Genomic DNA, 13,279 nt, shown 5'->3' on the forward strand with positions numbered 1-13,279 from the left:
CGGCCTGGGTGAAGCGGAAGATGTTGTCGACGAAGAACAGCACGTCCTGGCCCTGGTCGCGGAACTGCTCGGCGACCGTGAGACCCGACAGCGCGACGCGCGCACGCGCGCCCGGCGGTTCGTTCATCTGGCCGTACACCAGCGCGCATTTGGAGCCTTCGCCGCCGCCCTTCTTGTTGACGCCCGACTCGATGAACTCGTGATAGAGGTCGTTGCCCTCACGGGTGCGCTCGCCGACGCCGGCGAACACCGAGTAGCCGCCGTGCGCCTTGGCGACGTTGTTGATCAGTTCCTGAATCAGCACGGTCTTGCCGACGCCGGCACCGCCGAACAGGCCGATCTTGCCGCCCTTGGCGTAAGGCGCGAGCAGATCGACGACCTTGATGCCGGTGACGAGAATTTCCGCCTCGGTCGACTGGTCGGTGTAGGAGGGCGCTTCGGCGTGGATCGGGCGCAGATCGTCAGCCTTGATCGGACCACCCTCGTCCACCGGCTCGCCGATCACGTTCATGATGCGGCCGAGCGTGCCTGCCCCGACCGGCACCCGGATCGGCGCACCGGTGTCGGTGACGTCCTGGCCCCGCACCAGGCCCTCGGTGGTGTCCATGGCGATGGTGCGCACGGTGGATTCGCCGAGATGCTGGGCGACTTCGAGAACCAGGCGGTTGTCGCCGTTCTTGGTCTCAATGGCGTTGAGAATCGCCGGCAGATGCCCTTCGAACTGCACGTCGACGACGGCGCCGATGACTTGCGTGATGCGTCCGGTCTGGTTGGCGGGGGATGCCATTAGAAATATCTCCTTCGAACTCGTTCTAGTTGGCGCGTGGCCTGTTCCGAAAACCGGTTTTCACTTTGGGGACCAATCGCTTCAGACGGCGGTCAATTTGACGGGCACATTGCCCCTGGTCGCCTTGGAATAGGGACAGATGGTGTGGGCGTCTTCGATCAGCGCCTGCAGCTTGGCCTTGTCCGCGCCCGGCAGAGCGACCTTCAATTCGGCAGCCAGCGAGAACGCGCCGTCGTCGACATTGAGTGTGACTTCGCAGGTCACCTTGGCAGCCTGTCCGTCGAGACCATGCTTTTTCGCCAGAACAAGAATGGCCTGTCCGAAGCAGGCCGACCATCCCAGCGCGAAAAGCTGTTCGGGATTATGGCCGTCGCCGGCGCCGCCAAGATCCTTCGGGAGCGCCATCGCCAATGCCAGGCCGCCGCCGTCGATAACGGCGCGGCCATTGCGGCCGCCGCTTGTCGTCGCCTTGGTGACATAAGCCATGCTGCGTCTCCTTCGACTAGACCGCCTCGGCGCCGGAGATGATCTCGATCAGCTCCTTGGTGATCATCGCCTGTCGGGTGCGGTTGTAGATCAGGGTCTGCTTGCGGATCATTTCGCCGGCGTTGCGGGTGGCGTTGTCCATCGCCGTCATCTGCGCGCCGTAGAACGAGGCGTTGTTTTCCAGAAGCGCCCGGAAGACCTGCACCGCGAGGTTGCGCGGAAGCAGCCGGGTGAGAATTTCATCCTCTTCCGGCTCGTATTCGTAGGACGGCGCGGGGCCGTCGCTCGCAGTCGCAGCTCCCACTTCCAGCGGAATGATCTGCTGGGCAGTCGGAATCTGGGCTATGACGGAGCGGAAGCGCGAGTAGAACAGGGTGCAGACGTCGAACTCGCCAGCCTCGAACCGCACCAGCAACTTCTTTGCGATCGCCTCGGCGTTGACGAAGCCGAGTTGGCGCACCGAACGCAGCTCCACCGTCTCGACGATCTGTTTTTCGAAGGTACGGCGAAGCTGCTCGTAACCCTTGCGCCCGACGCAGAAGAACTTGACCTCCTTGCCCTGGTTCATCAGGGCAAGCGCCTTGTCGCGGGCGAGGCGGACGATGGCCGAGTTGAACGCGCCGGACAGGCCACGCTCGCCGGTGCAGACCAGCAGCAGGTGAACCTGATCCTTGCCGGTGCCGACCAGAAGCGGCGATGCGTTGGGCGAGCCGGCTGCGGCGCTGGCGATGTTTGAAATCACCGTGTCCATTTTCTCGGCGTAGGGCCGAGCCGCTTCGGCGGCGTTTTGCGCGCGGCGGAGCTTGGACGCCGCCACCATCTGCATCGCCTTGGTGATCTTCTGCGTCGCCTTGGTCGAGGCGATGCGGACACGCATGTCCTTGAGTGAAGCCATTTGGTCGGTCTCTGCTCATCCCCTGGGCACAGCTTGTCCCCTCTCCCCATGCGGGGGAGGGTTAGGGAGGGGCGTCCCGTGCATGAGCGGCCCCCACCCGACCGGCTGCGCCGGTCGACCTCCCCCGCAAGCGGGAGAGGTTAATAAATCAGGCAAACGTCTTGGCGTAGCCCTCGACCGCGCTCTTGAGCTTGGCGGCCGTATCGTCGCTGAGGTCGCGGCTTTCGCGGATAGCCTTGAGAATGTCCGCATGCTGTCCCCGCAACAGCGACAACAGTCCGTCCTCGAACGCGCGCACCTTGTTGAGCGGCAGCTTGTCGAGGTAGCCGTTGGTGCCGGCCCAGATCACCACCACCTGCTCTTCCATCTTCAGCGGCGAGAATTGCGGCTGCTTGAGGAGTTCGGTGAGGCGTGAGCCGCGGTTGAGCAGGCGCTGGGTCGAGGCGTCGAGATCGGAGCCGAACTGCGCGAACGCCGCCATTTCGCGGTATTGCGCCAGTTCGCCCTTGATCTTGCCGGCGACCTTTTTCATCGCCTTGGTCTGCGCCGACGAGCCGACGCGCGACACCGACAGACCGACGTTCACCGCCGGGCGGATGCCCTGGAAGAACAGGTCGGTTTCAAGGAAGATCTGGCCATCGGTAATCGAAATCACGTTGGTCGGGATGTAGGCCGACACGTCGTTGGCCTGGGTCTCGATCACCGGCAGCGCGGTCAGCGAGCCGTTGCCCTGGCTGTCGTTCAGCTTGGCGGCGCGCTCCAGAAGGCGCGAATGCAGGTAGAACACGTCGCCCGGATAGGCTTCGCGGCCCGGCGGACGGCGCAGCAGCAGCGACATCTGGCGATAGGCGACGGCCTGCTTGGAGAGGTCGTCATAGATAATGACGGCGTGCATGCCGTTGTCGCGGAAATACTCGCCCATGGTGCAGCCGGTGAAGGGCGCCAGATATTGCATCGGGGCCGGATCGGAGGCGGTCGCGGCGACCACGATCGAATATTCCAGCGCGCCCTGTTCCTCGAGCACCTTCACGAACTGCGCGACAGTCGAACGCTTCTGGCCGACCGCGACGTAGACGCAATAGAGTTTCTGGCTTTCGGGGGCGCCCGCGACGTTCAGAGGCTTCTGGTTGAGGATGGTATCGAGCGCGATGGCGGTCTTGCCGGTCTGGCGGTCGCCGATGATCAACTCGCGCTGGCCACGGCCGATCGGGATCAGGGCGTCGATGGCCTTGAGGCCGGTGGCCATCGGCTCGTGCACCGACTTGCGCGGAATAATGCCGGGAGCCTTGACGTCGACGCGCTTGCGCTCGGTGGCCTGGATCGGGCCCTTGCCGTCGATCGGATTGCCCAGCGCATCGACGACGCGGCCGAGCAGCCCCTTGCCGACGAGCGTATCGACGATGGCGCGGGTGCGCTTGACGGTCTGGCCTTCCTTGATCTCGCGGTCGGCGCCGAAGATCACGATGCCGACGTTGTCGGTCTCCAGGTTCAGCGCCATGCCGCGCGTGCCGTTTTCGAACTCGACCATTTCGCCGGCCTGGATGTTGTCGAGGCCGTAGACGCGGGCGATGCCGTCGCCGACGGACAGCACCTGTCCGACTTCGGAAACTTCGGCCTCCTTGCCGAAATTCTTGATCTGGTCCTTGAGGATCGCGGAAATTTCCGCGGCGCGGATGTCCATCAGCCTGCCTCTTTCATCGCGTGCTTGATCGAATTGAGTTTGGTGCGGAGCGAACTGTCCACCATGCGGCTGCCGAGCTTGACGACAAGCCCGCCGATGATGGTCGGATCGACCTTCACGCTGAGCGTGATGTCCTTGCCCGTCACGGATTTCAGCGCGGTCTTCAGCGCGTTCAGATTCTTTTCATTGAGCGCTTCGGCGACGGTGACCTCGGCCGCGGCCTCGCCCTTGAACCTGGCGACCAGCGCGCGGTACGCCCGGATGACGTCGGTAACCGCGAACAGGCGCCGGTTGGCGGTCAGAACTTTCAGGAATTTCGCGGTCGTGCCGCCGATCCCGGCTTTGTCGAGCACGGCGGCGAGCGCCTTGACCTGGGTATCGGCGCTGAAAACCGGGCTGCGCACCAAGCGGAGCAGCTCCGGGCTGCCCGCCAGCATGGCATCGAATTTATCGAGGTCGGCCTTGACGGCGTCGACCGATTTGTCTTCGCGGGCCAGTTCGAACAGGGCCGTCGCATAACGACCGGATACACCAGAAACCGAGGGATCTACAGCAGCCACCAGAGCGCTCTTCAAGCTGTCAAATTCGCAAGGGAAAAGCCGTCGCCAAACAAGCGGCGCGATCGCGGCCCAAGCCCTTGGAATTCAAGAGGGACTTCGATTTCCGACCGACACAAGCGTATCGGCAGCGTTAAAATCGCGGCTTTGCTAACATAGCGCGCGCGCAGGTGCAACATGACCGCAGCGCCGCGATGCCTTGTCGCATGGGTCTGATGAGCCAGAGGGACATTTTGAGCAGAGCGACATTCGCGTCACGTCGCGGGCATGCGATGAATTCCTGTCGCGCAGTATTGTCGCGCACAGGCGGCAAGTCTCATCAAACTCAAGTTCGCCCTGTGTCGCAGTCGCTTCCGGCTCCGCTCCCGGCCGGCATGACGCCCAAACGCCGTGCAGTACTTGTTGAACGATCGCCGATATGGCGGCATGACTTTCTTTTACAGTAAAGACAAATACATTATCGTATACGATTCATAAAAATGTGTATTAATTTGATTAGTTGGCCGCGGCCAGCCGATCAAAAGATATTTCAGCCGAGTCACGAAGCAACTCTCTGCCCATTTTACGCCTTAGTTACAGGATCAACCCTGCGGCGACTCAGAGGTCATAGGTTTCACTTGCCGCAGGGGCGGCAATACTGTCCAGGGGACTTTCAATATGTTGCATCCGCAAAAGGCGACGTTGGGGTTTCTACGGCCGCGCATGGCGGCCGCTGTGATCGCAGCAACGGTTTTGATCGCGGGGAGCGTGACCGAGGCATCGGCCCGCTCGCGCCACCCCCACCACGGGGCGAACCATGCTGCCAGCCCCGGCACCGCGCAGCAGTCCTGGGGACAATCCTGGGGCGCGCAGCCCTGGCTGAACGCCAATGCGTCCGTTGGGCGGTCCGCAGGTTCAGGCCGGTCATTCTCCGGCGTGGCTTCCTACTATGGAAGTGAGTCCGGCAGCCGCACCGCGTCGGGTCAGCGCTTCAACCAGAACGCCATGACCGCCGCCCATCGCAGCCTGCCGTTCGGGACCAAGCTGAAGGTCACCCATGGCAGCCGCAGCGTTGTCGTCACCATCAATGATCGCGGTCCCTTTATCCGCGGCCGCGTGCTGGATCTGTCGAAGGGTGCGGCCCGCGCAATCGGGTTGACCGGCCGTGGCGTCGGCCGCGTGGTCGCCCAGGTGATGTAGGCGCTACGTTAAGTGGCGGGCGTCTTCGCGCGAGGCGGACGCCTGGTCAGCAAGCCGCCGGCACACGCTTGCGACTGTAGCGTTTTCGGGCGAAGCGTGTCCTCGGGCTTGACCCGACGATGGCACCATTCGCGGCAAGAAACGCGTCAAAACAAAACCGTGAAGCCTCGCTTCTGATTCCATCAGAAGCGAGAGGGCTCAAGCTCCGGTGTGCACCGTTGTCAGCCGCGGCGCTCATTCCGCAGGCTCTGGCGGTGCGACGGACAGCGGGGTTATGTCCATGAGCGTCTCGCGGGGCAACGGCTCGGTGCCGCCGACGCGCACCAATCCCCGGTTCTGGACGGTGAACACCCGCCGCGCGCGCCGCAGCAGCGCCGGGCGATGCGCGACCACGATGCGGGTGATATTCATCTGGTCGATCAGATCCGCGATCAATTCCTCGTTCTGCTCGTCGAGGTTCGCGGTGCCTTCATCGAGAATCAGGATCTGCGGCTGGCGATACAGCGCCCGCGCCAGCAGCACGCGCTGCCGCTGCCCGCCGGAGAGCGTCGAGCCCATGTCTCCGACGAGGCTGAGATACTGCATGGGGAAACGCATGATGTCGGCATGCACGCGCGCGGCATGGGCGGCGGCGACCACGCGCTCCATGTCGAGGTTCGGATCGAAGCCGGCGATGTTTTCCGAAATAGTGCCGGACATCAGGCGGTCGTCCTGGGCGACGACGCCCACGCTCTGACGCCAGCTTCGCCACCGCTCGGGCGTCGCGCGATGGCCGTCGAGTTCGATGGTGCCGTCGGTCGGATGGATCAGTCCGAGCATCAGCTTGAGCAGCGTGGTCTTGCCGCCGCCCGATCCGCCCTGAATGGCGACGTAATCGCCCTGCTTGATGTCGAGGTTGACGTCTTCGAGGATCAGCGGATCGCTGATGCCGTAGCGGAAGCAGACGTCCTTCAGCCGCATGTGCCCCTGATTGACCAGCGGGCCGGGCAGGCCTTGCGTGACCTCGGAGCGCGTCGTCACGATGTCGGAGAGGCGGTCGAGGTGTAGCCGCAGAAGGCGGAACTGGACCATCTGGTTGACCAGCGCCATCGCGCGGTCGGTGAAGGTCTGCCGGTAGGACAGGAACGAGAAGATCATGCCGACCGAAAAGCCTGCGCCTGACAGGATGGTGACGCCGGCGACATAGATCACGATCACGGTTTGCAGGCCGGTGACGACCGATTGCAGGAAGGTCTGCGAAATCTGGTAGCGGCCGACGGCGATGCCGGCATTGGTGGTCTCGACGTGCAGGTTTCGCCAGGTCGCTTCCCTTATCGATTCCCTCCCCAACAGTTTCAGCGTCGTCGCGGCGCGGATGGTCTCGATGAGGTGGGACTGCTCCTTGGCCTCGGCGACGATGGACTCGGCCATGCGGCGCTTGGTGCCGGGAAACAGCGCCAGCGTGATGCCGAGGTTGATGAGCACGCCGACGATGACGATGAGCGCGAGGGCCGTGGAATAGAAGAACAGGATGAAGCCCGCGATCAGCGCCATGATGCCGTCGATGACGGTGCCGATCACGCCTTGCGTGATCGCGTCCTGCACGGGCTTGACCGACCCGAGGCGCGAGATGATGTCGCCGACGTGTCGCTTCTCGAAATAGTCGTTGGGCAGCCGCAGCAGGTGCCGCACAAGATTGCCGGTGATCTGGAAGCTCAGGAGCTGGCCGAAGATGCGCAGCGCCCAGCCGCGGATCGCCTCAAGCCCGGCCTGAATAATGACGAGCGCGCCGAATCCCAGGGCGATCACCGTCAGCAACTGATGGTCGGATTGCGCGAGCGCCTCGTCGACCACAAGCTGCATCTGTAGCGGCATCACGAAAGCCGCGATCTGCAGCGCGACCGACAGGATCAGCACCTGCGCAACCGCCCAGCCCCAGCCATGCATCTTCGACCACAGCAGCGACAGCTTCATCGGCAGGCGCGCTTCGAGCGGCTCGAAGGTTTCGCTTCGCGCCAGTTCGAGGATCACGCCGGTCAGGTGCTTCGAGGCTTCTTCCATTGTGAACGTGCGAAGCCCGATCGCCGGATCGTGGATGGTGATGCCCTTGGACGTGACCGACTTCAGCACCACGAAGTGATTGAGGTCCCAATGCGCGATGGCGGGAAGCTGGACCTTGGGCAGCGCCGACAGTTCGACGCGGATGGCGCGCGTCGAAAACCCGAGCTGATCGGCGATGCCCATCAGGCTTTTCAGCGACGCGCCGGCCATCGACACCGCAAACCGCTGGCGCAGCGCATTGAGGTCAACGTCGTGGCCGTGATAGCGCGAGATCATGGCGAGACAGGCGAGGCCGCATTCCGCGGCCTCCGACGCCATGATGACGGGAAGGGTTCGACGGCCCAGATTGAGTTCCCGGAGAATGTTCATGCGCGGCGGCCCACGGCATAGATCGGATCGAACAGCCAGCGCAGCAGGCTTCGATGCTCGAAAATGATTTCGGCCGATACCAGCATTCCCGGCTGCATCGGAACGGTCTGGCCATAGGCTTCCATGGAGCTACGGCTAAGCGACACGCGGATCCTGAATACCGGCTCCTTGATGTCGAGACCTGGAAAGCCGACATCGGATGGGCCAAGCACCGTGGTCGAAACGGTTCTCACCGTGCCTTGCACCGTCCCAAAGCGCTGGTAGGGAAACGCCTGAAGACTGAGTTCGACCTGTTGCCCGGGCCGGACGAAACCGATCGCGCGCGACGGCGCGAGCAGCTCAGCCTCGATCTCGCTGCCTGACGGGATCATCACCGCGACGATGCCGCCCGCAGCCACGGTCTGGCCGCCGCTGACGGGAAGGGCGGCGATCCGGCCGGTGGTCGGCGCGACAAAAAACTGCAGGCGCCGCGCTTCCGATTCGGCGCGCCGTTGTTCAAGCGTCGCCCGGGCGACATCGGCGTCGGAGCGGGCGGCCTTGATTTCCAGCGGGATCGAAATCAGCCGCGCCTTGATGTCCGCAAGCTCGCGCTCCACCGTTGCTTTCTGGCGGCGCGCGCCGGCGAGGTCCTGTTCGATCGCCAGCGCGGCGAGCCGGCGCTGATCGACCTCGCGTTTCGGCATGTAGCCCTTGGCGGAGATGGCTTCCCCGCGATCCACCTCGTCCCGCGCAAGTTTCAGCCGTTCCTGCTGCAGCTCGATCTGCTGATCCACCTCGGCAAGTTCATTCTGGCTTTTGCTGATCCGAACGTTTGCCTGATCCCGCTCCAGTTCCAGCAGCGCCAGTTTCGACTCAGCCCTCGACTTCGCCGCGAGCGATTCCGATTCGAACCCCTTGAGAAGCGCATCCCCGGTATTGCCGGTTGCGGTCGCGGTGGAGACGTCGAGGATGGCGAGGCGCGCGCCCTTCTCGACGTTGTCACCTTCCTTGACGAGGACGCTTCGCAAGGTCCCTTGCGCCTGCGATGTGATCCGGATCATGCCCTGGTCAGGCACCAGGAATCCGCTCACGGTCGTCTTCCGTGCGTATGTCGCGGTCGCGGCGAAGGTCGCGGCCGCGAAGACGATTCCCGACAGCAGCAGGCCGAGCGTCTTCAGCGACAACGGTGAGGCCAGGAAGACCTGGCCCTCCAGTCGTTGCGTGGCATGTTCAATGGCCTCGCGGCGGAACAGATCACTCATCGCAGTGCCTCGTTGGCTCCAGATTCATCGGGTCACCGGATTCAGTCGATGCGGAAGCCGCTTCTTCCCAGGCTTCTGCCAGATGCTCAAGCATCTCCACCGTGACTTGCGACACGGAGCAGCAGATGGTGCCGGCGTCCCGCCAGCTCAGCGCCGAATATCGATTACGCTGGCCGCGGATCGCTACCGGCGCGGAGTCCGTCTCTGGAAACATGAAGACGGAAATGAGCCGGGCGTCGCGTTCGTAGACGCATGTGCCGATGGCCCGTTCTCCGACGTAGTCCATCCTCGCGCCGCGCAAATGATAGCCCCGACGCTCCACGTCGCGGACCTTCGCGGCATGTTGCGACTGACGCAGAAGCCAGGCTTCCACCTCCGCCGGATCGGACGAGGCGAATTCGATCGCGGAGCCGCCGATATCGGCGCGGATGTGGGCTGCAACCACCTCCTTGATCTCGGAGAACTCGGTGTGGATCGGGCTGTGGACGCCGGGCCGGCTGACGATGGCGATCGTCAGAGGCGCGGTGGGGCGGATCTGGCAGGCCAGCCTCACATTCGATGGTGCGTCGATCGCGCTGAGGGTCGCCGCCTCGACGGCGTCAGGCGCTGGAAGCGACTCCAGTCCCTTTTCGATGCGGACCCGGCAGGTCGAGCAGCGGCCGCGGCCGCCGCAGAGCGACGCATGCGGGATGCCGGCCGAGCGGCTGATCTCCAGCAGCGTCATCCCGGGCGTCAGATCGACCGCCGGACCATCGAGGTAACTGATCCGGACCGGTCCGCGCTTTGCGCACTCGCGGCGGTAGCGCAGGAACGCAATGCCGATGGCGGTCGCGGCGAGCAGCCCGAATCCCCATCGGACAATGTCGCGCAGCGTCGCCATCGTCGCCGCGTCATGGGCGTTCGGCCAGTTCGTTCGCGCCTTCAGCGCGGCGAACGCGCCCGGGTCCGACATGATGTAGGTCGCGCGCATTCCCGCGACCGCGAATCCGGACAGCGCCAGCACAGGCAACAACAGGGCGATGACCAGCAGGAACGGAGCGAACCGGCTGTAGGAATCGGACAGCCGCAACCAGTAGTGGATGCCGATGCAGCCGTGGACCCAAACCAGCACCAGCAGGGTGCTTTGCAGGATCGCGCTGTCGGGCCAGAGCCGGACCAGCTCGTAGAGATAAATGTCGTTGGCGCCGAACACTGCATGCGCCACGCGGGTGTTGACGATATGCGGAAACAGCAGGAACGGAATCGAAAGTCCGATGCCGATCTGCAGAGCCTCCCAGACCGGCATCCGCCAGGTTTCCCGCCGGCTCAATTTATAAAGGCCGAGAGCGACGTGGGTGGTCAGCGCGAGCAACAGGATGATCGATACCGGCCATGACCGGGTAACCGCGGTCCGCAATTCCTGCACCCGATGCATAGCTTCGAGGCTGACAAGGCCGACCGCATGATTGGCGAAATGCGTGGCCGCGAACGCCATCAGCGCCAGCCCCGACGCCAACCGCAGACGCTGCAAACCGCTGCCCCGGAAGTAGATATGCATTCAGCCCTCGCGCGGCGGCAGATTGAATGCCAACCCCGAGGCCGTCAATCCCGGCGCGCCGTTGTACAGAGGCGGGCGTGATCTACAGCACACGGCGGGCACGCGGGATTCAAAATGACGAAGGCGCTCTTAAAGGAAACTCTGCGGATCGACGTCCACTTCCAGTTTGAGGTTGCCCCTGGTCTTCGGTCCCGCGGCGAGCCACTCGCGCAGATAGCCGGACAGGTCCACGCCGCGCGCCGATTTCGCCAGCAAGCGAAAGCGATAGCGGCCTTTGATGACGGCGAGCGGCGCTTCCGCCGGTCCGAGCACCTGAACGCGTTCGTCGATTGGTGCGGTCGCGGCGAGCTGGCGGGCGAAACCCTCTGCGGTCGGGCGGTCGCCTGCGGATATGATCAGGCTGGCGAGGCGGCCGAACGGTGGATAGCCCGCGCGCTCACGTGCCTCGATCTCGCTGGCGTAAAACGCCTCGCGGTCGCTTGCGACCAAGGCCTTCATCACGGGATGTTCGGGCTGGTGGGTTTGCAGATAACCGATTCCGCGGCCTTGCTCGCGGCCGGTGCGTCCGATCACCTGGTTGAGCAGTTGGAAAGTCCGCTCCGCGGCGCGCGGATCGCCGTTGCTCAGGCCGAGGTCGGCGTCGACGACGCCGACGAGGTTCAGGCGCGGAAAATGATGTCCCTTCGCCACCAGTTGCGTGCCGATGATGATGTCGACGCGGCCTTCCGCGATGTCGTTGAGTTCGGTGCGCATCGTCTCGATCGAGGTGATCAGATCGCTCGACAGCACCATGGTGCGGGCGTCGGGGAACAGCGCGGCGGCCTCTTCCTGCAACCGTTCGACGCCGGGGCCGACAGCGACAAGCGATTCCTCCGCCGCGCAATGCGGACATTGCCGTGGACGCGGCATCGAGAAGCCGCAGTGATGGCATACGAGACGCTGCCGGAAGCGATGATCCACCAGCCATGCGTCGCAGATCGTGCAGGCGAAGCGGTGACCGCAGGCGCGGCACAAGGTCAGCGGCGCGTAGCCGCGGCGGTTGAGAAACAGCAGCGCCTGCTCGCGCCGTTCGATGGCGTTTTGAATCTCTCCGGCGAGACGCGGAGAAACGAAGCGGCCGCGCGGCGGGGCCTCGCGGCGCAGATCGATCAGTTCGATCTGCGGCATGTGCTGGCCGCCGAACCGCGACGTCAGCGCGATGCGCTGGTAGCGCCCCTTGCGCGCATTGACTTCGCTCTCGACCGACGGCGTCGCCGACGCCAGCACGATCGGGATTTTCGCGATATGCGCGCGCACCACGGCCATGTCGCGGGCGTGATAATGCGTGCCTTCGTCCTGCTTGTAGGCCTGGTCGTGCTCCTCGTCGACGATGATCAGTCCGAGATCGGCATAGGGAAGAAACAGCGCCGAGCGTGCGCCGACCACGACCTGCGCCTCGCCCGCCGCGATCGCGGCCCAGTTGCGCGCGCGCGTGCGCGGCGTCAGTTCGGAATGCCACTCCAGCGGGCGCTCGCCGAAGCGCGCCGCGAAGCGGTCGCGAAACTGCCCGGTCAGCGCGATCTCCGGCATCAGGATCAGCGCCTGCCTGCCGCGGCGGATGGTTTCGGCGACCGCCTCGAAATAGACCTCGGTCTTGCCGGATCCGGTGACGCCGTCGAGCAGCGCGACGTGGAACGTGCCGTTCGCTGCAAGTGCGCGCATGGCGTCCACGGCCGCGCGCTGGATGCGGGAAAAGTCGGGAACGGCGAAATCTGGATCGGGCGGCGGTGGCGGCGGCGGAGGCGGCATCGGCTCGACCGTCAGCGTGCCCTCGTCGATGAGGCCGTCGACGACGCCGGCACTGACGCCTGCTTCCTTCGCCGCATCGGATTTTCCGTGCAGCAGGCGATCGGACAACACCGCGATCAGCCGCCGTCGCGCCGGCGTCATGCGCTGGGGCGGCTCGCCGCTCAGCCGCACGCCGGCGCGTGCCCGCTCCGGTCCGAGGTGCTCGCCCATCCGCAGGCTCATGCGCATCACCATGCCGCGCGACGACAGTGTGTAGTTCGCGACCCAGTCGATCAGCGTGCGCAGTTCAGCCTTGAGCGGCGGCACGCCGAGTTTTTCGCCGATGTCCTTCAACCGGTTGTGCAGGCGCGGATCGGGCGACGGGTTTTCGGCCCAGACCACGGCGATGACCTCGCGCGGTCCGAGCGGCACCGTGACCACGTCGCCGGGCGAGACCTCCATGCCGCGCGGAACGCGGTAGGAATAAGCCTGATCGATCGCAACGGGAACCAGGACATCGACGACGCGAGTCGTCGATGACGATGCCGGGCGGTTGCGCGAAAAATGATCCATCCGAAGAATCAGGCTCGAGTGGGATGCGGGGCTAAAGGTAGTTGGCGTTGCAGCCGGAGGCCAGCCGCCGGTTTAGGGTCCGTACTCAATAAGGATTCCCACGAGCGGGGCTATGTGATTCAAGCTTTCCATGATCTGGGGGCTTGGATGGCGAAGCAGGTTTATTG

General features: G+C 64.4%; 9 protein-coding genes and 1 pseudogene. 1 reads left to right on the forward strand and 9 read right to left on the reverse strand.

Features of this window, described 5'->3' with window-relative positions; translation table 11 throughout:
* The 5 genes and pseudogenes from BGO16_RS06150 to BGO16_RS06170 form a co-directional block, all read right to left on the reverse strand.
* Positions 1-787 (reverse strand): annotated as a pseudogene (locus BGO16_RS06150) (F0F1 ATP synthase subunit beta); the annotation flags it as partial.
* A gap of 81 nt (positions 788-868) precedes the next feature.
* Positions 869-1,273, reverse strand: a complete 405-nt coding sequence (locus tag BGO16_RS06155) for an organic hydroperoxide resistance protein (RefSeq protein ID WP_292617712.1) — start codon at positions 1,271-1,273, stop codon at positions 869-871.
* 16 nt (positions 1,274-1,289) lie between these two features.
* Positions 1,290-2,168, reverse strand: a complete 879-nt coding sequence (locus BGO16_RS06160) for a F0F1 ATP synthase subunit gamma (protein WP_292617713.1) — start codon at positions 2,166-2,168, stop codon at positions 1,290-1,292.
* 148 nt (positions 2,169-2,316) lie between these two features.
* Complete coding sequence (atpA, locus tag BGO16_RS06165; protein ID WP_292617714.1) at positions 2,317-3,849, reverse strand: F0F1 ATP synthase subunit alpha; 1,533 nt, start codon at positions 3,847-3,849, stop codon at positions 2,317-2,319.
* On the reverse strand, positions 3,849-4,409 hold the full coding sequence (locus BGO16_RS06170; RefSeq protein ID WP_292617715.1) for a F0F1 ATP synthase subunit delta: 561 nt from the start codon (positions 4,407-4,409) through the stop codon (positions 3,849-3,851). The genes atpA and BGO16_RS06170 overlap by 1 nt, the downstream gene beginning before the upstream one ends.
* 654 nt (positions 4,410-5,063) lie before the next feature.
* Between BGO16_RS06170 and BGO16_RS06175 the strand changes: the two genes are divergently transcribed.
* Positions 5,064-5,585: a septal ring lytic transglycosylase RlpA family protein gene (locus BGO16_RS06175; RefSeq protein ID WP_292617716.1), complete on the forward strand. Its 522-nt coding sequence runs from the start codon at positions 5,064-5,066 to the stop codon at positions 5,583-5,585.
* Between the two features lie 234 nt (positions 5,586-5,819).
* Here the strand turns inward: BGO16_RS06175 and BGO16_RS06180 are convergent, their stop codons facing one another.
* The 4 genes from BGO16_RS06180 to BGO16_RS06195 form a co-directional block, all read right to left on the reverse strand.
* On the reverse strand, positions 5,820-7,994 hold the full coding sequence (locus BGO16_RS06180) for a peptidase domain-containing ABC transporter (RefSeq protein WP_292617717.1): 2,175 nt from the start codon (positions 7,992-7,994) through the stop codon (positions 5,820-5,822).
* Positions 7,991-9,235, reverse strand: a complete 1,245-nt coding sequence (locus tag BGO16_RS06185; RefSeq protein ID WP_292617718.1) for an HlyD family efflux transporter periplasmic adaptor subunit — start codon at positions 9,233-9,235, stop codon at positions 7,991-7,993. The genes BGO16_RS06180 and BGO16_RS06185 overlap by 4 nt, the downstream gene beginning before the upstream one ends.
* Positions 9,228-10,772, reverse strand: coding sequence for a 2Fe-2S iron-sulfur cluster-binding protein (locus BGO16_RS06190; protein ID WP_292617719.1), 1,545 nt, complete (start codon positions 10,770-10,772; stop codon positions 9,228-9,230). The genes BGO16_RS06185 and BGO16_RS06190 overlap by 8 nt, the downstream gene beginning before the upstream one ends.
* A gap of 129 nt (positions 10,773-10,901) precedes the next feature.
* The gene (locus BGO16_RS06195; protein WP_292617720.1) at positions 10,902-13,112 is read right to left on the reverse strand and encodes a primosomal protein N'; all 2,211 of its coding nucleotides are present in this window, start codon (positions 13,110-13,112) and stop codon (positions 10,902-10,904) included.
* Positions 13,113-13,279: the final 167 nt, after the last annotated feature.

The sequence above is a fragment of the Nitrobacter sp. 62-23 genome, assembly GCF_001897285.1.
In the GTDB taxonomy this organism is placed as follows: domain Bacteria; phylum Pseudomonadota; class Alphaproteobacteria; order Rhizobiales; family Xanthobacteraceae; genus Nitrobacter.

Bases quoted from the DNA above. Each gene is read 5' to 3' on its own strand.
- atpA (WP_292617714.1), bottom strand. From the start codon at position 3,849: ATGGACATCCGCGCCGCGGAAATTTCCGCGATCCTCAAGGACCAGATC.
- BGO16_RS06175 (WP_292617716.1), top strand. From the start codon at position 5,064: ATGTTGCATCCGCAAAAGGCGACGTTGGGGTTTCTACGGCCGCGCATG.
- BGO16_RS06155 (WP_292617712.1), bottom strand. From the start codon at position 1,273: ATGGCTTATGTCACCAAGGCGACGACAAGCGGCGGCCGCAATGGCCGC.
- BGO16_RS06180 (WP_292617717.1), bottom strand. From the start codon at position 7,994: ATGAACATTCTCCGGGAACTCAATCTGGGCCGTCGAACCCTTCCCGTC.
- BGO16_RS06185 (WP_292617718.1), bottom strand. From the start codon at position 9,235: ATGAGTGATCTGTTCCGCCGCGAGGCCATTGAACATGCCACGCAACGA.
- BGO16_RS06190 (WP_292617719.1), bottom strand. From the start codon at position 10,772: ATGCATATCTACTTCCGGGGCAGCGGTTTGCAGCGTCTGCGGTTGGCG.
- BGO16_RS06195 (WP_292617720.1), bottom strand. From the start codon at position 13,112: ATGGATCATTTTTCGCGCAACCGCCCGGCATCGTCATCGACGACTCGC.
- BGO16_RS06160 (WP_292617713.1), bottom strand. From the start codon at position 2,168: ATGGCTTCACTCAAGGACATGCGTGTCCGCATCGCCTCGACCAAGGCG.